Annotated in this window: 12 protein-coding genes; 2 read left to right on the top strand and 10 right to left on the bottom strand. The window is 61.3% G+C overall.

The window, feature by feature from the left end; translation table 11 throughout:
• Positions 1 to 425: 425 nt before the first annotated feature.
• The 7 genes from AC1DYS_RS28460 to imuA all read right to left on the bottom strand — a co-directional run bounded on the left by AC1DYS_RS28460 (position 426) and on the right by imuA (position 13,844).
• Positions 426 to 4,877, bottom strand: coding sequence for an AAA domain-containing protein (locus tag AC1DYS_RS28460; RefSeq protein ID WP_477904912.1), 4,452 nt, complete (start codon positions 4,875 to 4,877; stop codon positions 426 to 428).
• A gap of 156 nt (positions 4,878 to 5,033) precedes the next feature.
• Complete coding sequence (locus tag AC1DYS_RS28455) at positions 5,034 to 5,933, bottom strand: BRCT domain-containing protein (RefSeq protein ID WP_477904911.1); 900 nt, start codon at positions 5,931 to 5,933, stop codon at positions 5,034 to 5,036.
• Positions 5,934 to 6,048: 115 nt separating this feature from the next.
• Positions 6,049 to 7,497: a hypothetical protein gene (locus tag AC1DYS_RS28450; RefSeq protein ID WP_477904910.1), complete on the bottom strand. Its 1,449-nt coding sequence runs from the start codon at positions 7,495 to 7,497 to the stop codon at positions 6,049 to 6,051.
• A 119-nt stretch (positions 7,498 to 7,616) separates the two neighbouring features.
• Positions 7,617 to 8,435 carry a DUF3800 domain-containing protein gene (locus tag AC1DYS_RS28445; RefSeq protein ID WP_477904909.1) on the bottom strand — a complete coding sequence of 273 codons (819 nt, stop codon included), beginning with the start codon at positions 8,433 to 8,435 and terminating at the stop codon, positions 7,617 to 7,619.
• 216 nt (positions 8,436 to 8,651) lie between these two features.
• Positions 8,652 to 11,771, bottom strand: coding sequence for an error-prone DNA polymerase (locus tag AC1DYS_RS28440; RefSeq protein WP_477904908.1), 3,120 nt, complete (start codon positions 11,769 to 11,771; stop codon positions 8,652 to 8,654).
• Positions 11,771 to 13,084: a Y-family DNA polymerase gene (locus AC1DYS_RS28435; protein ID WP_477904907.1), complete on the bottom strand. Its 1,314-nt coding sequence runs from the start codon at positions 13,082 to 13,084 to the stop codon at positions 11,771 to 11,773. Before AC1DYS_RS28435 ends, AC1DYS_RS28440 begins: the two co-directional genes overlap by 1 nt.
• A complete protein-coding gene (imuA, locus tag AC1DYS_RS28430) occupies positions 13,026 to 13,844 on the bottom strand; it encodes a translesion DNA synthesis-associated protein ImuA (protein ID WP_477904906.1) in 819 nt (272 codons plus the stop codon). Before imuA ends, AC1DYS_RS28435 begins: the two co-directional genes overlap by 59 nt.
• Positions 13,845 to 14,030: 186 nt before the next feature.
• Here imuA and AC1DYS_RS28425 point away from each other — a divergent pair, with 186 nt between their 5' ends.
• Together AC1DYS_RS28425 and AC1DYS_RS28420 are read left to right on the top strand one after the other, a co-directional pair.
• Positions 14,031 to 14,993: an SOS response-associated peptidase family protein gene (locus AC1DYS_RS28425; RefSeq protein ID WP_477904905.1), complete on the top strand. Its 963-nt coding sequence runs from the start codon at positions 14,031 to 14,033 to the stop codon at positions 14,991 to 14,993.
• 35 nt (positions 14,994 to 15,028) lie between these two features.
• Positions 15,029 to 15,697 carry a zinc-finger-containing protein gene (locus AC1DYS_RS28420; protein ID WP_477904904.1) on the top strand — a complete coding sequence of 223 codons (669 nt, stop codon included), beginning with the start codon at positions 15,029 to 15,031 and terminating at the stop codon, positions 15,695 to 15,697.
• Here AC1DYS_RS28420 and AC1DYS_RS28415 read toward each other — a convergent pair.
• From AC1DYS_RS28415 to AC1DYS_RS28405, 3 genes are all read right to left on the bottom strand, one after another.
• Positions 15,694 to 18,771, bottom strand: coding sequence for a patatin-like phospholipase family protein (locus AC1DYS_RS28415; protein ID WP_477904903.1), 3,078 nt, complete (start codon positions 18,769 to 18,771; stop codon positions 15,694 to 15,696). The genes AC1DYS_RS28420 and AC1DYS_RS28415 overlap by 4 nt on opposite strands.
• A gap of 301 nt (positions 18,772 to 19,072) precedes the next feature.
• On the bottom strand, positions 19,073 to 21,670 hold the full coding sequence (ligD, locus tag AC1DYS_RS28410) for a DNA ligase D (protein WP_477904902.1): 2,598 nt from the start codon (positions 21,668 to 21,670) through the stop codon (positions 19,073 to 19,075).
• Between the two features lie 23 nt (positions 21,671 to 21,693).
• Complete coding sequence (locus AC1DYS_RS28405; protein WP_477904901.1) at positions 21,694 to 21,882, bottom strand: DUF3606 domain-containing protein; 189 nt, start codon at positions 21,880 to 21,882, stop codon at positions 21,694 to 21,696.
• Positions 21,883 to 22,780: the final 898 nt, after the last annotated feature.

Genomic DNA, 22,780 nt, shown 5'->3' with positions numbered 1-22,780 from the left:
AGATTGCTGCACAAGCTGTCGCCGTGTTTGCTCAACCGACTCCCACGTAGAGGCCGGCGTGGCCCTGAGCAGCTTGTAGGCAAGCTCGAGTGGGATGTTTGGAGTCGTTGGCTGTTGCTTGGGCGGGGTGACCGCTGTGACGGGTATCGTTGGCACGGCAGGTGGCCGCACAGGCACAACGACAGGTGGAACGTCTATCGGTGCCGCTGGCGACTTCGGCAGCGGGGCCGGCACGACTGGGGACGTCGCGAGAGGCGCGCTGTACATAGCGGCCTGAACTTCGGCGAGGAGCGCTACGGCTCGCGGAACTTGGCGGTATTGGAGTTCGTTTTCCAATTGCTTGAGCACCTTCGGGTCAGCCTTCGCTTTGGCGAACATTTCCTCAAGCTGTCCAACCCCGTGTTGCATCAGAGGACGTGCCATGGCTACGCTGCCACCTGCTCGTCGTCGGCCTCTTCCACGCTGTAGGGGTCGACTTCCTTGCAATGCACCCAAACAGTGTTGTCGACCGACTCGGCGCCTAAGGGCTCGATGCCTAGCCTCTGCAGCGTTTGCATGAGGTCGGCCACTACTTCCTCTCGGCGGCGGACGAAGCTCGACGCGAAACAGCGCCAGAACGTCCAGCCAGCCCGCTCGAGCACTCTCTGGCGCACCATGTCGTCCTGCCATTGACCAGGCCCATGGAAGCGGTCGCCGTCACACTCGATGGCCAGGCGCCGCCCTTCATTGCCTTCAATGACGAAGTCGATGCGGTAGCCGCCGCACGCGACTTGCGGCTCGACGCGGAATCCGCGCTTGACCAGCTCGTCGAACATCTCGAACTCGAAGCCAGACTCGCATCTCTCGCGCAGTGCCTGCACCTTCTTGGCATCTTTTCGGAACGGCTGCTTGAAGTGACTGAGGACTTTGCCATTGAGCGAGTCCTCCTTGAACTCCGCTTCCCCGACGGAGCGGAACAGGTACATGCGGTCGCGAGCGCGCGACAGCGCGACGTTGAAGCGCTGGTGCATGTCGGCACGGTTCGCGGCCGCTCGGTCGCCAGGTCCCAGAACCATCGACACCAACATGATGTCGCGCTCTCGGCCCTGGAAGACCGGCGGCGGGCCAATGGCAATCTTGCGGGCCACGATGTCGATTGGCGAAATCCGCGCACTCACCATCTCGTGGATGAGCGCTGCCTGGGAGGTGCCGAGCAGGGTTACTACGCCGATGCTCCGCCCTTCGAATAGCGGGTCGGCAAGGATGCTCTCTATTTCGTCGACGATGGCCTTCGCCTCTGGGTCGTTGACATCGCCCCTGCGGTACCCGCCTTTGACGAACACGTCGACCAGCGGTGGGTCCAGGCGCTCGTTGGCCTTTGGCACGCGTAGGGGTCGGATGTCCCCCTGGTAGAACTCTCGGTTGGAGAACTCGATGATGGCTGGCACGCAGCGGAAGTGCTCCTTGAGCATCACCGAGTTGCCGGCGAAGACGACCCGGGCCAAGTCGTAGATGGACTTGTCAGGTGTCATCTCAGAACCGTGCGGCTGATTGCCGAGGAATCGACTGACGAGCTCCTTGATTTTTTCTTCCGCGGTGCCCACCGCAGACGGAGACACCTGCTTGTGGTCACCGACTACAAGGACCTTTTTGCCGCGCAGCAAGGCTGGAAGCGCCCAGATATCCGACTGAGATGCTTCGTCGATGACGACCAGGTCGAACAGACCGACATCCGGTGGGATGGTCTCGGAGACTCGCCACTGCGGCAGCACCCAGCAGGGCACCGCCTGGTAGGCACGCACCATCGCGTCGCGTGCACTCTTGCGATGGCGAACGGCGCGTACGCCAGTCCCTGCGCCCATCGCTTGCACGGCGTTCAGGTAGGCCTGCAGTGCCTGGCGCACAGAGTCCGGGGAGTTGTGGAACACCCCGAGCCACGTCTTCTCGGCAACGAGCTCTTGATAGGTGCGAGCCAACGCCGTCGTCAACGCCTTGCGCTCCTCGAACAGCTCACGCACCCTGTGGTGTCCGTCGATGGCATCCAGGAACATGACGGCCTGCCGCCAATTCCAGGCATCCAACCAGTTCGCCGGCGTGATGGCGTCCGTATCCCCAGACGCCTCCTGAGTGCGCAGACGCTTGGCCCACTTCGAAGCCCCAGACGCTTCGATTGCTGCGGTCACTCGGGAGATTTCCTGAAGAGACGGGAGCAATGCCGTGAGGCGCGACAGTTCCGCCTGCAGGGCCGGCCAGGTTGCCTGCAACTCAGCTTCGTCAGCCGCGGGCCGACCGAGCGACTCAGTCAGGAAGGCTTGTAGCTGGCCCACGATGGCCCCCCTATGGCCTTCGAGCTTTCGGACCAGTTCTTGGACCCGTTTCATCGCGTATGCGAGGCGACCTTTGTCGACATGCGCCTGCAGGCTGGAGTAGGCGCCGGCCACGAACGTCTCGCCGCCGTCCCACATGCGGTCGGCGGTGCGCTTGCCGAAGACTTCCTCTAGGCGGGAGTAGAGCTTCGCATCAAAGTCGAAGGTCAGCAGCCTGACGTCCTCGATGCCGGACTGCCACATTGCGACCTTCTTGAAGCCGGCATCAATGCCGGGGTCCGGTGCAGCCAGACTGAACTCAGCTGACAGCGAGTTCCAGCGAGCCAGGACCCTTCGGGCCTCGGTGCGCCAGGCGAGGGTCTCTCGCACGAGTTCCCACTCACCTTTTGACGAGGGTGCGGCACCTGTCACGGTGACCGCGGCAATGAGCTTGCGGGCATCGCCTTTGCCGAATGGAAGCGCGAATGCACTCTTGCCACCGACCAAACGGGTCAGGGCGTCTGTGAAGTCCTCGTCGAGTTCGGTATCTGCAGGGACGTCCACGGCCTTGGCAACCAGTTCTCGCCGCTGACGTTCCAGCTTGCGCACATCGGCAACAACGGCCAACAGAGCCTGCAGCACCGGGTCGCCAGGCTGCATGTCGGCAAGCCGCTTTGCAAGGGTGTCCAGCCAGGGCTGGCGCGCGCCCGCAAGCTTGGCTTTCAACGCTATGCGGTCCTCGAGGAACTTCACCAGCGCCTGTGCTTTCTCGAAGGTTTCCAGCCTGGAGTCGACAAGCGCGAGGATGTCACCCTGGGTGACGCTGGCGTCGATGGATTTCGCTTTGACGAGGTCGCGGTGCAGGCCCAGCAGGTCAGCCCATATTGGAAAGGCCTCTGGTGCTGGCAATGAGGAGCCCAGGTACGCCAGGTCCGAGCTCACGGCCATGCGAGCACGCCTCAGTGCGGCCACTGCAGCGTCGTCGAATGGGAGCACACCATCCTTGGTGGCAGGCGGTTCGTCATCGAACCACTCGTAGGCCTGCGCGTCCTGAAGCACAAGCTTCGCCATCTCCTCGGGCATCACCTCGCGGCCTTGGAACTGGCAACGCTGCATGTGCTTGCTGGCGTAGGTCGCGACAGTGCGGTCGACGTGAGAAATCTGGGCGTGTAGCTGGTTGAGTTTCTGCTCCGCTGCGGCAATGTTGGCTGCAGCCCGCGTCGGGTTGATGGAGGCAACGCTCGATGCGATGGTCTGGATGGAGTGCTCGAACTGCTTCATGCCATCGCGCTCGTCGGACAGCAGCGCAACGCTCAGGGGGCGAACGCCCTCGGGCAGTTTCTCCTGAAGTACCGCCAGCGCAGACTCACCCTTGGCCGTGACCAGCACGCGCTTGCCCTGGGCGAGGTAATGACAGATGACGTTGGCAATCGTGTGGGTCTTGCCCGTGCCAGGGGGGCCTTGCACGACCACACCGTCGTTGGCGTGCAGTTTCTGGATGATGGAGACCTGCTCATCGTTGTAGGCCATCGGGAAGAAGAGCTCCATCGCGTTCGTCCCGCCATCGCTGGTCGACAGCCCGCGAAACGGCTGCTCAGGCCGCACTCGGACGGTCGAGTCGCCGTGCTCGACGAAGCTGCGAATGACGCTCGGCAGTGAAGTCGCTTCCTCGACCTTCTTCTTAAGACGTCGAATGTCCTCCAAGAAGATGTCGCCTGAACGCTTGCGTCCGAAAAGCACCCAAGTGTCTGTAATCTTGAGCTTGTCGCTTGGCACCGGCAGCGAAACGTCGTCTGTGCGGACTTCGTAGGCGCCCGATGGGTCCAGGTGCCCGACGGCGGACTTCAAGGTGCCATCGAAGGTCGATGCCTCGAAAGGGTTGACCCGGTTGGCACCGGTGGCCAATGCGCTGCGCCAGAACGCCTCGAGTTGGCGTACGCCCGATAGCTCCATCTCGGAGTAGCAGTCAGCTTCCAGCCGAGGCTCAACATCGCGTGGCCGAACCTCGAGGTCAAATGTCTTCTCGTTGAGCGTGATTTCGCATGGCTGGACCAGCAGGGGGTGCTTGACCGGTGTGGCAAAGCCTTCTTTCTTCCAGGCCGCGTAACCGATGCCCCAAGCCAACTCAAGCGGAGTCTCGGCGCCTTCTGACGAGATGGCCTGCTGCAGGGAGAAGAGTTGGTTGTAGCGGCTGATGGTCTTGCGCCGAGGGCGCTCGGCTGCAGCCCAGGGTGACCATTGGAACTCTCCATACCAGTCGAAGAGTTCGCGAACTTCCGGATGGTCCTCAATACGTTCGCGTCCAACTTCGCGCTTGGCTTCGAAGATGACCAGTTCGTCCCTGAGTTCCGGCGTCTTCTCGGGGCTTTTCGGCAGCGTTATCCAAGGTCTGAGAACGTCATCGGGCTCCGGCGCGGCAATCTCTTGAAGTCTGGGAAGTCGAAGCCAAACGTCATCGCCTTCGACCTGCAAGTTGAACTGCAGTTCAGGCAAGCCCTTGAGCTCGTGCTGATAGGCCACGAAGAACTCGCTCGGGACCGAGAAGGCCGGTTTAACTTTTAGCTTTTCCACCTGCTCGATGTAGCTGAGCAAGTCGAGCACCTGTAGCGCTCCCGCCGCCAATCCCTCTGACATCTCCGGGCTCCCCTTGCTTTGGTTGGTATTGGCCTGGACAGGACTCCAGACGCCTGCGAACCGTAGCGCTAGGCTAACCGAGACTCCACATCGCGTTTTCAGGGATGGTAGAGGTCAAGCTGCGTCCTGCACCGCGTCATGAAAGTCGTTTTCGTGCAGGATGACCACGCGAACGCCTTTTCGGCGTAAAGCAACCGCCTTCTCTACTTTTCGTCCGTAGCAGGCGAATGCCCAGCACGGATTTCCTTCCGCACCGATGACCAGGTAGTGGAGCTTCGCGGTCACGCTTGCGAGCGGCTCCCCGCCGAGACGGTGCACGAGGTCTTCAAACTCAGCGCGTTTGAATCTCGACGACGCACCCGTGAAGCAGAAGGACCTCGCCGTAAACGTCACTTCCGGTGCTACTGAGCAGAGTGCTCCGATGGTCATCTCTGGACCATCGAAGGCGACTGGTCGCACAACAGTTCTCTCGTCGAGCACTGCAAGAAATTCGGTGAAGAATTCAAGCAGCATCTTGTGTTCGGCTTCGTCAATATGGCCGTCGCCCAGAGCCTTCGTCGTCAGGGTTTCAATTTCGTCGTAGGGCCAGCAGGTCTTCAAATGTTCGTGCTCAGCTAACCAATCCGACAGGCCTCGCATCTCATCAGTAGTGATGACGCCGTCTGCTGCAATTCCACCGACCACTGCGTGCAATCGCTGGAGGTCGGCAGTAACGGTGTCATAGAACTCCGTGCTTCGAAGGCGACGACAGAGCCAAAGAAGGTCCTCGCGTTCTTCCGGGTCCAGGATGCCGTCCGCGACTGCTCCTGCGACCGCAGGAACCAACTCGGAGAAAGGATGCCGCGTTGCAACGTCGCGATGGTCAGCGAGCCACATCCCAAGCATTGCGACTTCGCCGGGAGTCACTTGTCCATCAATCGCGATGCCTTCGAGGAGGCCAATCAGGGAGTTGATAGATTTGTCTAGGCGGCCTTTGCCGGTGAAGCGGAAGTAGGGCCGAAGGTCGGAATCCATGACTGTGCTCCCCGGTTCGTCTTCTTGATGTTTCAGTCTAATGAAACAACAGAGCGACATGAGCCAGGATATCCCGAACCTGGTTGTAGGCCAGGATTCAGATTCCCAGCCATCTTCAACCTTTTACCTGGCGGTCGAGTAGGTTCAGCACCCAAGGGCTGAACGAGGCACCCTCGCGCATCAGGGCGTGAATGCTTTGTCGGGCAGCTTCCGGGTTGTAGTCCAAACGCTTGAAGGATTCCGAAACCCATTCCATCCTGCTGAGCAGGTTGAGGGGCTTCAGCTTCGGAGTCAGCTCTCGCCAAAAGATGACTTTGCGCAACCACCTCCAAGATGTGTAGCCGGTCATCACAACCCATGCCGCGGTGGGTTCACCCAGTGTGATGGTCCATGCAACCGCGAAGGACAGGCCAAGCTTGAGAAGTTCAAGTAGAGACTCACCCACCCAAGTCTTGAAGTCTTTTCGAAACTTCTCCCACGTGCTCATGGGCTTGAGGGGCACAGGTATCGTCCCGCCAAAGAGGACAGTGTCCGAGTGTAGGAGTTGTGCGAAGCCGAGACACTCGGAGTACGTCAGCGCTGAGAGCAAGGCCCACTCGAGGGTCGGAGACCGAATAGCACCCAATCCAAAGTACTTCACCGCAACTTCGTCGAGGTCGCTAGGCGAGCAGCGAAGCCCATATTTCGCTGGCCCGGCGGCATCCTCGCCACTCCGGACGGTTGCGCTCAAGTTGAAGTGTTGCCACAGGTGGTCGTAGTTGACTCTGAGCTCGTCCTGGCGCTTCTTGTCGAACTTCAGCATGAAAGCTTCAAACGTTGGCTTGTTCAACGTAAACGCGTTGTCGAGATACTTCTCGCCTGTACCCGCCAGTGGCTCACGAAATGCAGTTCTGGCGTCGGCAATGAGTTCCACGACGGTTTGCAGCTTAGATACGCGCTGCGCAAAGTTCTCAATGCGTGCCAAGCCCGTCGCGAGCTCCTTGCAAACACGAGCCACCTGGCTGTATCCAGTCTTCTCGATGTACAGCTGCCGCAGGGTGCTGTTCAACTGCCATACGCGGCGCTGTTCCAGCCAGCCCGTAGGAGTGGCGCCCGCCGAATAGAAACCAACCTCACTAGCCACTATGTACAGCCCAGCGTAGCTGTCGCCTTCCTCGAACTTGAGCTCAGGAGCCTTGTCGTGGCCGGTAGTCTGAAGATGTAGCCACACCTCTGCGCCCCGAGCCGACATCTCCCAGGCCTGTTCGAACAGCGCATGCGGCAGGATGACACTTACGAATCCTAGGATGATGGTTGCCACCTCGTCGTGGCGCGAGACCGACAAGGCTCCTGTGTACGGGGCTTGTCGGTTTGCCTCGGTCGCTTCTTGCTCCTGGGGGCTCAGGCTAAGCTGCACCAGCGGCACGATTTGGTCGGTACCCTTGGGGCCCACCGCGAGCCAATCATCGAACGCAGCCTCGCCCACCAAACTTCTGCTTTCGGACTCCCGCTCAGCATACTTGGACACTTCAACACGCTGGCCGAGGCGCAAGGCACGCAAGTGATATCGACGGTCGATTTGCATCTCAGACGAGACCGGATGCCGTGTAGCGATTGCTGGGAACGCCAGAGGGCGTGACGTGCTGGTTCATCTCCTACCCCTTCGTTATTGGGGCATATTCTGGCCGGCTTTCGCCGTGTCGGCTACAGCACATAACGAAGCTGTGTGATGCGATGGTTTCCAGTCACCTGAGGCGCAGACTGCTCATCCTCCGACGCTAGTAGCTCCAACAGGCGTCGCCTGTACCGCCGGCGAATGCAGGCGTCCGCCACCGGTGCAATGTGAGGGTTGCCCTTAAGCTCCGCACGGAACCGCCATGCTGCTATTGGCCAGAGCATTGCTGAGCAAACAAGGTCGACGAGCTGAAGCGGGGCGTGAACCTCGCTGTTGCCGAACGTCGGTGCGTAGAGCAGTCGAGGAAGCTGGTCGCCAGCCGGGCCAAGCTTCGCTTCCATCAGGTCGGTGCTGACCCGCCCGTTGAGCTTGGCCTCGCGGAAGTCTGCGATGACCGTACCTTGAGACATTCCTACTTCCAGCGTGCGATGAAACGCACGCGCTACGGCGGATAGGCCTTGGCCGTAGACCCTGCGTCCATCGAACTCTTCCCCGGGCGACTTGACCACGACCATCCCATACAGCTTGGCATCGTGACTGCGCAGGAGGTCGAGCACCGAGTCCAGCAGTGAATGCTCCTTCTGCTCAGATGCCGCGGGGTTTGCTCGAAATGCGCGCCTGACTTCCGCACCCTTGATGAGCTCGCTCTGCAGGTCAGCGCAGATGTCATTGGGCCTCGATTGTCCGTGGTGATAGCGCTGCGTGATGCGGGCGAACTGGCGGGTGACGGTCGCAATGGCGCTTGTGTCGAGAGCTATGCCAGCAATGACAAGGATAGGTTGCACTTGGGAAGTGACGATGGGGAGCTGGCCTGGGCAGCCAGATTCGTCGATGAAGCAAGTGAGCATGGGCGTAGGGCAGTTCGCTGCAAGCCCCGCTTCAACACTCCCGGGGTCTGGTGCGAATGCCGGGCTGAACCACGAACGCTCGCTGCAGGCGCTTGAAGCGACCTACGGTGCCTGGAGTAGCTCACAGGCCCGTGACCAGTGTTTTGGCCACGCGGAAATAGTGATGCCCGCAGCCTGCAATGTCAAGGGAGGGACAGTCCCTGGAGGTCCACTTGTTCAGTGGAAGTCTCGCGATGACGTCGATAGCTCACCGAGCAACGGCGTCAGGTCCACAAGCCGCCCCGCAATCAAGCTCTTGGCATCCCCTTCACGTTGCCACGTGCCATAGACAGCCATCAACCTCGCTCGTAAGACCTCCGGGCGTTGCTTTTCCCTCAACGACCTCCACACAATGACTTGGACGTTGCCCGTTTCATCCTCCAAACTGATGAAGATTGTTCCGTTTGCCGTCTCAGGTTGCTGACGGACAGTGACGATGCCGGCGTAGCGCACCATGCGCCCGTTCGGCAACTTCTCGAGTTCCTCTGCTGTCAGTAGGCGACGCTTGGCGAGGTGAGGGCGGAGCAAGGCCAAGGGATGACTTCGCAGCGTCAGCCCGACCGTCGCGTAGTCATGCACGACCTCTTCCCCCTCGAGAGCGGGCTTCAGCTCCAGGAATTCTTCGTCGACAGATGCGTCCTGCAGAAGCTTCGGCGGCCGCTTCAGTGCCGATGCCTCCCAGACCTGCTGCCGGCGGTGACCCGACAAGCTCATCAACGCGTCCGCTCCGGCGAGGAGGCGCATCTCGTGTTGCTCCAGTTCGGCACGACGAGCCAGGTCCTCCGCACTGTCGAACGGCGCCTGGGCGCGCGCGTCCACGAGGCGTTCGGCCGATGCCTTCTTGAAGCCAGCAATTAGCCGCAGGCCCAGGCGAACCGCAGGTACCTCGGACGCATTGGGCAGTTCTTCCAGCGTGCTATCCCAGTCGCTGTGCATGACGTCCACCGGCCTAACGACAACATCGTGTCGACGCGCGTCCTGCACCAGCTGTGACGGGGAATAGAAACCCAGGCGCTGTGCGTTCAGCATCGCCGCCAGGAACTCGGCGGGGTAGTGGCACTTGAGCCAGCATGACGCGTAGACCAACAGAGCAAACGAAGCTGCATGTGACTCGGGGAAGCCGTACTCGCTGAACCCCTTGATTTGCTCGAAGATTTGCTTGGCGAAAGCCTCTTCGTAGCCGCGCGATGTCATGCCGTTGACTATCTTGTCGTAGTACTGCTGCAGGCCACCTTTTCTTTTCCAGGCTGCCATTGAGCGCCGCAGCTGGTCGGCCTCACCCGGCGTGAAGCCCGCCGCCAGGATGGCGACCTGCATGACCTGCTCCTGGAAGATGGGCACGCCGAGCGTGCGACCCAAGGCTTCCTTCAGGGCCTCGCTCGGATAGACCACGGCTTCCTTGCCTTGACGCCGGTTCAAGTACGGATGAACCATCTGCCCCTGGATGGGACCGGGTCGGACGATGGCGACCTCGACCACCAGGTCGTAAAAGCAGCGTGGCCGCAGTCGCGGCAGCATCGACATCTGCGCGCGACTTTCAATCTGGAAGACGCCGACGGTGTCCGCCTTGCAAATCATGTCGTAGGTGACCGTGTCTTCCGGCGGGATGTCCTGCACCTCGAACACGTGCCCCTTGCGGACGCTGACGAACTCCAGCGCACGGCGGATGGCGGACAGCATGCCCAGCGCCAGCACATCGACCTTCAGCAGTCCGAGTGCGTCCAGGTCGTCCTTGTCCCACTCGCAGATGGTGCGGTCTTCCATCGCTGCGTTCTCGACCGGAACGATGCGGGTCAGCGGTCCGCGCGTGAGCACAAAACCACCGGGGTGCTGTGACATGTGCCGCGGCATGCCGATGAGCTGGCCGGTGAGTGCCATCAACTGCTGCACCGCCAGGTCGTTCACGTCGAGGCCGACCTCTTCAACTCGCTCGGTCATCTCATCGGAACCGTCCCACCACATCAGGTTGGCGGAGAGCGCCTCGAGCTGCTCCGGTTCGAACCCCAGCGCCTTGCCGACGTCCTTGAAGGCGGACTTGGCTCGATACGAGATGACGACGGCGGTCAGCGCCGCCCGATGGCGGCCGTACTTCCGATAGAGGTACTGGATGACCTCCTCGCGCCGCTGGTGTTCGAAGTCGATGTCGATGTCCGGCGGTTCGTTGCGCTCGCGGCTGATGAAGCGCTCGAACAGGACCGACATCCGAGCCGGGTCCACCTCAGTGACGCCGATGCAGTAGCAGACCACGGAGTTGGCGGCGCTGCCACGCCCTTGGCAAAGAATGTGCTGTGACTGAGCGAAGCGAACGATGTCCGCCACCGTCAAGAAATAGTGCTCGTAGCGCAGGTCGCGGATGAGCTCGAGCTCATGTTCAATCTGCGTCTGGATTTTGGCGGGCATGCCCTGGGGCCACCGGCGACCGGCGCCCTCGTAGGTGAGTCGGCGCAGGTAGGTCGTCGGCGTCTCTCCCTCGGGGACCACCTCGTCGGGGTACTCGTAGCGCAGCTCATCGAGAGAGAAGTTGCACCGGTCCGCGACGTGCAGTGTTTCCGCCAGCAAATCAGCAGGGAACCGCTGCGACAAGCGAAGCCGCGTGCGCAGGTGTTGCTCCGAATTCGTCTGGAGCTCGAGCCCGCATTCCGTCAGTGGCTTGCGAACACGCGTGGCCGTCATGACGTCTTGCAGCGGTTTGCGCGAACGCACGTGCATGAGCACGTCGCCCGAGGCCACGAGCGGGATGGCGGTGAGCTCGCTGACCTCGCGCAGCCGGTGCAACCACATCTCATCGTCGAGCACGCGGTACAGCTCGACCGCCAGCCAACACCTGCCGATGAAGTTCGTCAGCAGCCACCGGGCCATGGTGGTCACCTGCTCGGTGTTGCCGTCACGGTCCGGAGACGCCAGCACCACGCAATCCTCCAGCTCGGCCGGGTCGATGTGGTCGAGCGTGAGCCGGTAGCTGCCTTTCGTCGACGAGCGTCGCAGCTTGGTGATGAACTCGCACAGGTTGCCGTATCCGTTCAGATTGCAGGCCAGCACGGTCAGCGTGAACGGCGAGTCGCACTGGACGGCGAACTGGCTGCCGATGAGGAGCTTGAGCTGCTGCTCCTTGGCAGCCACGTGCGCCCTGACCACGCCCGCCATGGAGCACTCATCGGTGATGGCCAGTGCGGTGTAGCCGAGTTGCTTGGCTCGTTCGACCAGCTCCTCCGGCCAGCTCGCACCCCGCAGGAAGCTGAAGTTCGATACGCAGCGCAGTTCTGCATATGCGGGGATGACGGTCTGAAGTGGCTTCATCACGCAAACGAGCCGTGCAGATACCAGGCTGTCTCATCTTTGGCGAGGCGCTCCTGGAACACCCACAAGACGCCGCAGTGGTCGCTTAGCGCGACCCAGTAGTCGCGAACGACGTTGCGCGTGCAAGATGTCCCGTCCTCGCTGACGCGGTGCCACCAGCCACCCTCGACACGGTGCGGTCCGGTCAGCATGTGCAGTGGCCCCTGGTACATCGGCCGGTTGCCGCGCATGGCCAGGCGCAACGGTTGCGGCAACACAAAATTGGGCTGCGGCATGCGGCTGCGCCGCGTGCGCTTCTTTGCCAGCGGCAATGGGGCGGGTTGCCAGTGCTGCATCCATTCCAGTCGGTGGTCCTCGACGAGCACAGGGCGCAGAACCCGCCCAGGCCCCAAACGCGCGGCCACCCGCTCGAGCACCAGGGCGAGCGTTTCGCCACTCTTCACGGTGTCGGGCAGCAAGGACGCGCTCTGTTCTTCCAGTGCGTGGACGTCGAGTGCTTCGAGTTCCAGGTCGCCGGCCGGCGCCAGCAGCTCCACCTTGGCCAGGTGTTCGGCCAGCAGGCGGCAGAAGTGCTCGATGTCGCGCATCGGCGCGGCCGTTCGAACCACCAGCTCGCCGCCATCACCCGCACTCTTGCTGCGCATCGTGTCGTGCGCCCAGCGAAGCGCAAATGCGGTAGCCCCCGCATGGCGCGCTGCAAGCCACCCACACATCTGCACGAGCAACCGGCGGGCGCCAAACAACAGGGCCGGTGCCAACTCGACGCGCGCCATCAATTCCTGCCGTACCTTGAAGGTCTCGGGCAAGGTGACCCAACTGTGCGCTTCGGGCCTGAGGCCGTAGGCCTGGTCGAGCGCATTGAGCAGCTCTTTGTCAAACCGCCGGCTAATGCCGCCGCGTGGCAACTTGCGGATGTCGCCCAGTGTTTTGCAACCCAGCTGCGTCAGCGTGGTTTCATGGCGCTCGACCGCCGTCAGCGTTTGCATCGGCAGTTCATCGAGCAACTCGGCAATGGGGCGCCGGATGCCGTTCTCCTTGCCGGCCCGGGCCAACGCCACGGCACCCAAGCTCGTGGGCGACCATGCGACGCCGACTACATCAAGGTCTTTGGATTCCTGAACGACCCGGTCCCGAAGGGCCCGCTTGCCGCCGAACAGCCGGGTGCTGGACTCCACTTCCATGACGACGGCTTCGCAGACGGTGGCAACACGTGGGGTGAACTGAAGCGCCCAGGTTGCGAGTCCAAGAAGGGCATCACTGGACGGTGGTGTGTTGTCGGGGCCGAGCGGTAACAGAAGGGCTGCCCACAACATTGGCGGCCTCGCGGGAAGAAATGAGTCGGCTTGGCATGCGCAAGCGCGGCGTCAAGACGGAAGCCAGTCCGCCGGGAATGGAGGGCAGCACAAGAGGGCGGTCCAGCGCCGGGCCGCGGCGCTTGAAGACGTTCACGTGCAGCTCCCAGTCAAGCCCCGCCGAGGCATGCACCCGAAGAGGGGCCGCAGACGCCTCATGGCGCGAGGCTTCGGGGCGGCACAGGAAGACCAGCCCCTCGCACGCCTGGGCACTCACCTGCAGGCGGCGCAGCTGTTCCTGACGTGCCTGTGGCAGCCAGGAGACGACGGCTCCCGCTGCGTTGGAGCGGATGAGCTGCTCCGTCACCCACAGACGCTCCGCAGGGGCTTCTGCCTGCACCCAGACGAGTTGCCGCTCGTCCAGGCCCTCGTGAAGGAGACCCGGCAGGTAGGGCTCGCGCGGCGGGCCGACGACGACCACCTGGCCGCCGGTCGCGACAGCGCGGCGCAACGCGGGTCCCAGCAAGCGCCACTCGAGCACTGCCGGTTGTGCGGCCAGCACCTCGGTCACCGAGCGCAGGGGCCAGCCCCCGCCTGGGAGCTCGGCATCCAGAGCGTCCCAACCCGAGCTGGTCACTGAGGTCGCTGCGTGGCCCAGCGAGTCGCCGCGCCAAACGGCAGCTTCGACAGCGGGCGGCAATTCGCCGGACACACGTGCCGGTAGAACGGGGGAGGGCTGAGGCGCCGGAGCGTCCTCCAGCCAATCAATGGCGAGCTGCATGGTGGGCTTGATGCTGGTTATAAACACAGTATCATCATGCCCAAGCCATGTCGATGTCAGGAACCCAAATTTCTACCGACTTTGGGGTCTAGAAGCGCCCATCCAGGGTGAGTGGCAGGCGTGCGTGCGCGGCGAACAGGTTTCGTAGACTCTGATGGACTGGTGACGACTTCCAGGGAGTGACTGATGTGCTATTCGGCCCAAATCCGAGCGGACCATCGCGCCTTTGTTCGCATGTTCGGCGCGACCATGAACATCCGCGAGTTCTTCGAGCTGTTCTATCGCCGAAACGAGGTGGGGAGCGAGGTGAAGATTCCGAAGGCGATGGAGCTGGCCTTTGCCGAGCCTCAGACGCCGGAGGAAGCGAAAATCAAGCAGCTGATTGACGCCTTTCACGAGAGCCAAGAAACGAAGCTCCAACAGAAGCTCTTCAAGCAGCGGACCAGACTTGCGGAAGCGCAGCGAAAGCTGCAGGAGAAGGAAACCAAGAAGGCGCGTGAAGACCTTCGGATTGCTCCGTCGAAGATTTCTCAGGCGCTTGCTGACATTGCGGACCTCAAACGTACGCAAGTCGAAGACCGCGACTCACGCATATTTCCTCTCGGTTACGCACCGGTCCTCGTTGTTCAGGACGGCAAGAAGGTCGTCCTTCCGATGCGGTATCAGTGCCGGCCCGCTGGCAAGCCCGCCTTCTACGACACCGAGTTTCCGGGTACCTACAACGCGCGTCGCGACAAGCTCGAGAGGTTCTGGAGGGGGCAGTTCGGCTACACACACGGGGTCATGGTGGTCAACACGTTCTACGAGAACGTGAAGAGGCACAAGATGGAGCATCGTGAGCTGCGCCCAGGCGAGGAAGCTGAGAACGTTGTGCTTGAGTTCAATCCGCGACCGACGCAGGACATGCTCGTTGCATGCCTTTGGTCTCGATGGACGAAAGAGGGGGAGCCCGACCTCTTGTCGTTTGCTGCCATTACGGACGAACCACCGGAAGAGGTGGCCGCAGCAGGGCATGACCGCTGCATCATTCCCATCCGACCCGAGAACGTCGATGCCTGGTTGAACCCCGACCCAAACAACCTGAAGGCGCTTTACGACATCCTCGATGACCGTGAACGGCCTTACTACGAGCACCTGCTGGCCGCGTAGCCGCCGCCATGGCACAGGTGCGGAGTGGACAAGCGATGAATGCACTCAAGCAGTCTTCCGGCAACCAACTCACCATGAGTGCCTTCAGCCAAGGCAGCATCGTGAAGCTGGATGGCGGCCGGCGATTGCGCTTCGACGACAAGGCCGATTTTTGGCCGGGCACTGCAAGGTGGAAGGCGCTCGAATGTGAAGAGGACGGCTTTGGCATGACAACCCTGCTCGCGTTCCTCGAACGCGAGCGCGTCAAGTCCGGGCATGAGACGCCGCAGCCGGTCCCCATTGCAACTCGCCGGCAGGTGCTGTGCAACTACTGCGGCAACGCCGCACAGCTTCATCTGGGGAACGACGTGTACCCCAATCGCGAAGACCTTGCGCAGCGCCACTTCTGGGTGTGCTGGCCCTGCGATGCTTGGGTCGGATGCCACAAAGGCGGCGATGGACAACGGCCATTTGGAAGCCTCGCCAACGAAGAACTCAGGTCAGCTCGCATCTCCGCCCATGCCGCGTTCGACCCGTTGTGGAGGGACGGGGAGATGACAAAAGAGGCTGCCTACGACTGGCTTTCTGCGGCGACCGGACTTCCCCGGCTTCACTGCCACATTGGCTTGATGAGTTTGGACGAATGTCGACGTGTGAGGGACGCCGTTGCCTCGCGCAACGAAGGCCCGGGAGAGGTGAGAGGCCAGCGTGGCGCTACCCCCTAAAAATCAGCCCAAGCAGGTGGCGGTTTCGGTGGCTTTTGCTCAAACGAGCCCTTTCTCAACTCTTCAAAGCACAGCTTCGCCAAACTTTGTCCGAGGGCTCGGTAGCTCTCGAACTGGCTTTCGTCAAAGAACTGGTCGACAGTGTTCTGATGAGGAAACTTGTCGTTGGTGAGCGAATATGAAAATACGTCCACACTGAGTTTGGCAAGCGCAACGAGTGTCGGCTTGATGACGATTAAACGACCCGGTGACTCAACTCCTGCGTACTTGATAGTTCCGAACGCATAACAACCCGGCGTCTCACCTTGGACTTTTGCTGCCTGGAATCCCTCCAGCGGCACAGTGATTTCCGCGCCGAAGTCAACGCGACACTTTCTGATGGCATTCGCCAGGTCTGATAGGCCTCTGTCAAAGTCAGCCGAAGCATCGACAGCGATGATGGTGCRACATTTCCTCCGAACAAGTTCGTAGACGCCCGTGTTGTCGAAGTGACCACCGTCGGAGAGATGAATGAACGAGCGCTCTTGGTTTGAGTAGCCGAACAGCTCTTGGGCAAGGCAGCCTGGAGCAAAAGCGGGGCTCGCAGACATCCAGTGTTTCCTTGAAAGGGGGTTGGGTGACCATCGGCCAAGTCTGACGTTGAAGACAGTCAGAAGGAACGCAAGTGTGGGTGAGCTGTTCATCCCCATGTTCGTGCTCACCGCTGCACCGGAGGTGGCCATGGCCATTCCAAGCGAGAACTTCGTTCCCAGTGAGTCGTTCTTAGCCCAAAAAGCAGAAGGGCGATAACCTGAGGCGCTGGGATGGTTTGGCTGCCCGGCTTGAGGTTCTTCGCCCGTGCTCGGACCGAGTGAAAAGCCGCAGTGAAGAGGCGTCATCGTGAACGACGCCGCCTTTCGCTCTTGCCAAGCTAGGTTTTCACCGTGAGTTATGTTCAGCGCAGTATTGATGATGTGCAGTGGACGATGAATGACGTCTTCGGCGTTTCCTCCACTCGGGTTTCCATCCAACGGGATGTCGTCGTCTTCGTCGAAGCCGGTGAACGGGTGGGCCTTCCGAGTTGCGCCGCGGCTTGCTCCCAAGTAGCAGCGAATCAGTCGATTCTTGTACAAGTTGTGCAAAGAGAACTTGTTGACGTCGACTCGAAACCCAAACACCACAAAGACAAGAACGAAGACAACGGCGAAGACAGTCGTCTCGCAAACTTGCCAGCCCAATATGGGCAACTGAACTGAACTTCCAGCGACGCGTTGTTGGTCTCTCATGTTGACCCTGACAAAGTCTTCCAGAGGGCCAGCCGACTTCTCCGATATCTCGTAAGTGAGCTTCGAGCCCTGCTTTTCGGAGCTGAAACGAAGGTCAATCTTTTTATTCGCCGGTGGTGGAGTGCTGAGCGTCGTGGGACGTGCGATTGCCATGAGCGACAACCATGTGCACTCAGCCACAACGACAACGAAGCCCAGCACCGCCAGAGCTGCAGCGATTTCGACGACCGCTCCACGAAGTCTGAACTTGCTCGACTTCTTCTCGCTTGGCTTTGGAACGAGGAGTGCAAGGGCGAGGCTACCCAGCCATCCGGTGGCAGCCAAACTCGCGGCCCACGCGGTGGTGTTGGCTTCAACCCAAAGTAGCACTGGAGGCGTGTAGAAGCTCAACGAGAAAAGCGCAAGCCAGGCTAGCCCGACAGTCACGAACCAAGCGTTCATGCGCCCCCACCATTCTCGTGTCCTCTCTTCATAGGCCGTACCAACTAGACCGACAAAGATAGAGCCAGCAATTCCGAAAGTAATCAAGATTGAAGGCGGGCCGAATGTCAACAGGTTCGCCGCATTCTCGAAATTGTTCCCCGTGTCGGTGGGCCGAATTGCCGATGTGAAGTAGTCCACCAAGCCAAGTCCGATTGCGAGCGTGCCCGCGTAGGCCAGCATAAAAATCAAGGTCTCAGCGAGGCCCAGCTCTTTCCAGTTGTCCCTCTTGAAAACTGCTTTCGGGTGAAAGGCGGCCCAGGCAATACCCGCCGCGACAACGAGGCAGCCGGCATAGTGAAAGGAAGTCCACAGGTCGAGCTTGACTGGGTCTTTGGAATTAAAGAGACCGATGCTCGCGAAAAGCGTGGTGAGCATTCCAGGAACAATCACAAGAGCGAACACGCCCCCGGTAGTTCTCCACCAGCGACCCAGGAAGCAGCTGAAGCGATGCAGGTGCACGGAACACGGCCTGAGGACAAAGCGCGGTACTAGGACAAGGCGCCGCAAGAAGCCGAAAAGTAGAGGAATGACATTCAATCGGTTCGCTTCGACCTCTCGCGATGCTTCGACCGGCAGCGGTCTTTCGGCCTCCTCGGGTGCTTCGCCAGCCTGCGGTGCTCCGGCTGCCGCCGGCGCTTCCGCTTCCTTTCGGGCTTCGGCTGTGATGTTGAACGAGATTGCAAGCGGAATGTAGAAAAGTCCAAGGAACGCCGCCGCGAGCCAAAGTTCGTGTCTCAGATTGGCTATCCCGAACTCCACGAGATATACGGCAAGGCGAGGAACCAGGAGAAGGCAAGTCAACAGCGAAATGACCACTACCAAATTGAGCATCACGTTCCGAGTCCAAGTGACGACCAGCGTCATGGAATCGGCGGACAGAAGGCCAATCCGCGGAGCGAGGTAGTTGCTGTACTTTCGGAGCCAGCTGATTTCGGCGGCCTCAACTTCGCCGTTGACTAGACTTTCGCCAGAGAGCTTCCTCGCAACCGTCGCCAGACCATCAGTGCCGCTGTTGCGAATCCAAGCGGTGAGCCAAGCTCCAACGTAACCACCACCCGAGACAGTTGATAGGTAGTCAACCGTTTTCAAGCGCTCAGATGACGCCAATGCTTGTAAGACGCCCAGGCAGAACGTCGCCGAGCGGATACCCCCACCAGAGAGCGCCAGGCCAACATGGTCTAGTGGGTCTAGTGGGTTAGTGACGACATTACTGCTCTTGCGTGCACGCTCGATTGCCTTGTGCTCGTTGTTAAGCGCCGTTGCCCACGACAAAGGAGGCTTCGCTAACTCCGCATCTTGGACTTTTGCTGCTTCCCGATTTGCCATCGAAACCTCCCAGTGCCGCTTCGTGTGGCTATCAATTGCCATTTGAAGAGACAGAGCCGAACACACGTCTGTTGCAGCGCCTGCCGAGTTCCTGAACTGCCCGCGTCGGAGAGGAAGAGGAGCACGAGGAGATAGGCCAAAGCATTCAGCATGTCACCCTTCCGGAAGCTGAAATTTATGCGGCTTCGACGGGAAGGACATCCCTAGAACGAATTAGAAAGGTTGAGATGCCGACCATCTCCGGCCTTCCGGTTGGGCGACCGGCTTCCGAGAACGGCTTTCTCTTCGCAACGCGTGGCTGCTACTTCGTAAGCCTGTTTGTTTGGACGGACGGCTTGTATCCGAGTGTCTTCATTGCCGGACTGAGCGATTGCCGCTTCTTCCAATAGCCGCCCCACGGGTCGCTTGCTTGAAAGGACRGGTACTCGCGCGCCGTCGCGATGTTCCACTGTGCCCCGCTTTTCAAGCTCATGAGCTCATCCCAGGCCACTGGCATCGAAACCCCGAGACCCGGCCGTGCCCGCGCCGAGAACGCAGCAGCCGTGGTCTGCCCGTGCCCGTTGCGAAGGTAGTCGATGAATATCTTGCCCACCCGGTTCGTTCCACCCGACTTGGCCACGAAGCGCTCCGGGATGGTCCTCGCCATGTGCTGAACCGCGGTCTGCGAAAACCCCTTCACCACCTCATAGTCGAGCCTCGGCGTCAGGGGCACGACCACGTGCAAGCCCTTGCCGCCGGATGTCTTCAGCCAGCTCTCCTGACCCAGCTCTGTCAGCAGCGTGCGCATCAGCAGTGCCGCCTCTTGGAGGTGCTTCCAGCTCACCCCTTCGCCGGGGTCCAGGTCGAAGATGACGCGGTCGGGCTGGTCGATGCGATGGCTGGTCGAATTCCAGGTGTGGAACTCGACCGTGTTCATCTGGGCCGCGGCGAGCAAGGACTCCGCGCTGTTGATGGCGAGCAGGGCAGAGTGGCCCGGCCAAAGCGCCGGGTCCAGCTCGGTCAACCCCGGCATCTTCGTCTCCGGGTGCTTCTGGAAGAAGTGTTGACCGTTGATGCCCTGGGGTGCACGCACCAGCGACACTGGCCGGTCCTGGAGATGCGGCAGCATCCAGTCGGAGATGCTCTCGTAGTAGCGCACCAGGTCGACCTTCTTGAAACCGGTCGACGGCTCAATGACCCGGTCGGGGTTGGTTACCTTCACGCTTAGCGTGCGCGGTTGGGCGGCGGTCGCTGAATCTGCGGCGCCGCTGACGGCACGCTCGCGCGTGATGCCCTTGCTCGACTTGTCCAGGCGCACGCCACGGAACGTGGGGTGTCGAACGTGGCCCTCCGGCGTCCACTCCGAGAATGCCACCTCGACGACCATCTCGGGCTTGACCCAGCGCTCCGACCCCGCCTTGCGCTTGGACCACCGACCGGGTTTCAATGTGCCCGGGTCAACGGCCGGTTGGTCGACCTCCAGCTTGACCAGGCGCTCATGCAGTTCGCGCCCGGTGGTGGAGCCCCAGCCGGTCCCAACGGAGCCGGCCGAGCGCAGCGTTCCGCCCTCGTGGTAGGCGAGCAGGAGACTACCCACCTCTCTGGCCGAGTTGGTGCGGTCGGTGAACCCGATGACCACAAACTCCTGGCGCTGGAGGCACTTGAGCTTCAGCCAAGTCTCCGTCCGACCGGAGACATAGGCGGCGTCCGCGCGCTTCAGCATCACGCCTTCCAGACCAACCTGGCAGGCCGCCTCGAGCAACACTGAAGGGCTGGCGTCGAAGGCCTCGCTGAAGCGAACGCGTTCGGTGGCACGTTCCGCCATCAGCTCTTTGAGGACCTGACGACGATGGATGAGCGGCACCTGCCTCAGGTCGGTGTCACCGAGGAAGGGCAAGTCGAAGAGGAAGTAGGTGATGTCGTCGCTGCGTGCGTTGTCGATGGCGTTCTGCAGCCGGTTGAAGTCAGGCACGCCGGCGTCGTTGAGGACGACGATTTCGCCATCGAGCCAGCCCGCGTCGATGCCAAGGGTCTCCACATCGGCGGCCAGGCTCTTCAGCTTCGAGGTCCAGTCATTTGCGTTGCGCGTGATAAGCCGGACTTTCCCGTCGACTATGCGGGCGAGCATGCGGTAACCGTCGAACTTGTTCTCCAGCAGCCAGTTGTTGCCGGTCGGTGCGGAAGCGACCAGCGTGGCGAGCTGCGGCGCCAACTTCGCGGGCAGCGCGGCCTTGACGGCCCGCGACAGGTCGGGGCGGTTGTCGGCTGCCAGAGCAGATGCCGGAGCACGCTGGCTCTCGCGCGGCTCCCGCTCCTCGACCGGTCCCAAAGGCATCTTGGTGACGCTGTCGGGCAGGGCGGTGATGACGTTGTACTCATCTGTGGGACGGGCCCAGGCGTCACCACGCTTCTTCAGCAGCAGCCACTGGTCCTGCTTCTTCTCGCCCCGCTTGGGGATGTGCACCAGCTCCCACAGACCGGCCAGCTTTTCGCCGTGCAGCTTGAAGATGAGCTTGCCGTTCTTCATCCCTTCATGGGGGTCGCCGACCGGCTCCCAGGTGCCGCGGTCCCACAGGAGCACGGTGCCGGCGCCGTACTGGCCTTTGGGAATGGTGCCCTCGAAGCTGTTGTAACTGAGCGGGTGGTCCTCGACGTGGATGGCCATCTGCTTAAGGGCCGGGTCGAACGACGGTCCCTTCGGCACCGCCCAGCTCAGCATCACCCCGTCGAGCTCGAGCCGGAAGTCGTAGTGCAGGCGGCTCGCCCAATGCTTCTGGATGACGAAACAGCGCGCCTTGGCCTTGCGGGACGTGCGCTTGGGGATGACGCCCGCCGGCTCGGAGGTGACCTTGAAGTCCCGCTTGGCGTTGTAGCGGGAAAGCGGCAGGTCGCCTGCGCGGGCGGCGGGCTTGTCGGCCATGTCTAACGGCGCTGTTCGGGAGGTCAGGAGCGCTTGCCGCCCTTCAGATGGGCTTCCACGTCCTTGGCGTTGGACCCCACCGCCTTGACGGCAGCCTTGAGCTGCTCGGCGCTCACCCCGAACTTCTTGGACCAGTCCTGGACCTCGTAGTCCTGGCTGGTGTTGATGCGGGTGCGGTCCTGGCCCCCAGCGTTTCCTTTGTCGTCTGCCATGCCTGTCTCCATGAGTTTTGGAAGCTCTCATGTTGAGGAAACGCGCGTGACGAGAGAACCGGCGCTTGCCTCGTTCAGTTGCAGGTTCACGCCTACAGCAGGCGGCTTGGGTGCACCCTCACGGGGGAGCCTTCATCCCCCATTCGCCGGCCACCTCAGGAGGGATTTTGCAGAACGCCTGTGGCGAGAAGAATGGTTTCCATCAAGAGAGAGGGAAGCCATGTTAGAGACCGAATGGGTCGCCAAAGCAACCGAGCACATCCTCCGGTACATACCGAACTTCCACCCGTACGATGCGGCGAAATTGGCGGAAGACCTGCAGCGGGCTTCGCCGAATCTCCCGCCATCAGAGGCTGTGAGGTTCTTCTTTCGGCCGCTGCAGCCGCAGCGCTGACCGGTGGACCGACATGGCGTCTAGTTAACGGTGAACTCCCCCGAAATGAGGAGTCGGTGGACGCCCCCTTTCGCCGCCAACGGCGATAAAGTGAAAGCGACCTGCAGTCAGCTGACCAAGAGGCAATTGGTTTTTGATGTGGAACCTGCTCATTACTTTCAAGGACCAGCAGCTGTATGGCCGTCGAGGCCGAGTCTCTGAATCGGCCGCCCGAGCGCACTTCGAGCAAGCCGGGTGCACGCCCTTTGAGGCGGCTGAGGCTGCCTGGAAGCAAGAGGGCGAGGCCCATTCACTAACTGAACAGCAGGAAGCGTGGGCGGAGGTCTGGCGATGCGCTCCCGATGCGGTTGCATTGGCGCTTGGGCTGGATGCTTCCGACATTGACGTTGAACTTCGAAGCGACCCGGCRGGACTTTGACGCTGAACCCCAGTAGTCGTCCGACTTACACTCCCGCCGCCAGCGCGTTCTGCCCGGCTCGCCATCCTCATGAACCATCTACATCG

The organism is Rhizobacter sp. P2_G4 (assembly GCF_056403575.1).
This window is presented reverse-complemented; position numbering and strand designations above follow the sequence as displayed.

Excerpts from the sequence above, each read along its gene's own strand:
- AC1DYS_RS28455 (WP_477904911.1), bottom strand. The coding sequence starts at position 5,933 with ATGGATTCCGACCTTCGGCCCTACTTCCGCTTCACCGGCAAAGGCCGC.
- AC1DYS_RS28450 (WP_477904910.1), bottom strand. The coding sequence starts at position 7,497 with ATGCAAATCGACCGTCGATATCACTTGCGTGCCTTGCGCCTCGGCCAG.
- AC1DYS_RS28445 (WP_477904909.1), bottom strand. The coding sequence starts at position 8,435 with ATGCTCACTTGCTTCATCGACGAATCTGGCTGCCCAGGCCAGCTCCCC.
- AC1DYS_RS28440 (WP_477904908.1), bottom strand. The coding sequence starts at position 11,771 with ATGAAGCCACTTCAGACCGTCATCCCCGCATATGCAGAACTGCGCTGC.
- AC1DYS_RS28435 (WP_477904907.1), bottom strand. The coding sequence starts at position 13,084 with ATGTTGTGGGCAGCCCTTCTGTTACCGCTCGGCCCCGACAACACACCA.
- imuA (WP_477904906.1), bottom strand. The coding sequence starts at position 13,844 with ATGCAGCTCGCCATTGATTGGCTGGAGGACGCTCCGGCGCCTCAGCCC.
- AC1DYS_RS28425 (WP_477904905.1), top strand. The coding sequence starts at position 14,031 with ATGTGCTATTCGGCCCAAATCCGAGCGGACCATCGCGCCTTTGTTCGC.
- AC1DYS_RS28420 (WP_477904904.1), top strand. The coding sequence starts at position 15,029 with ATGAATGCACTCAAGCAGTCTTCCGGCAACCAACTCACCATGAGTGCC.
- AC1DYS_RS28405 (WP_477904901.1), bottom strand. The coding sequence starts at position 21,882 with ATGGCAGACGACAAAGGAAACGCTGGGGGCCAGGACCGCACCCGCATC.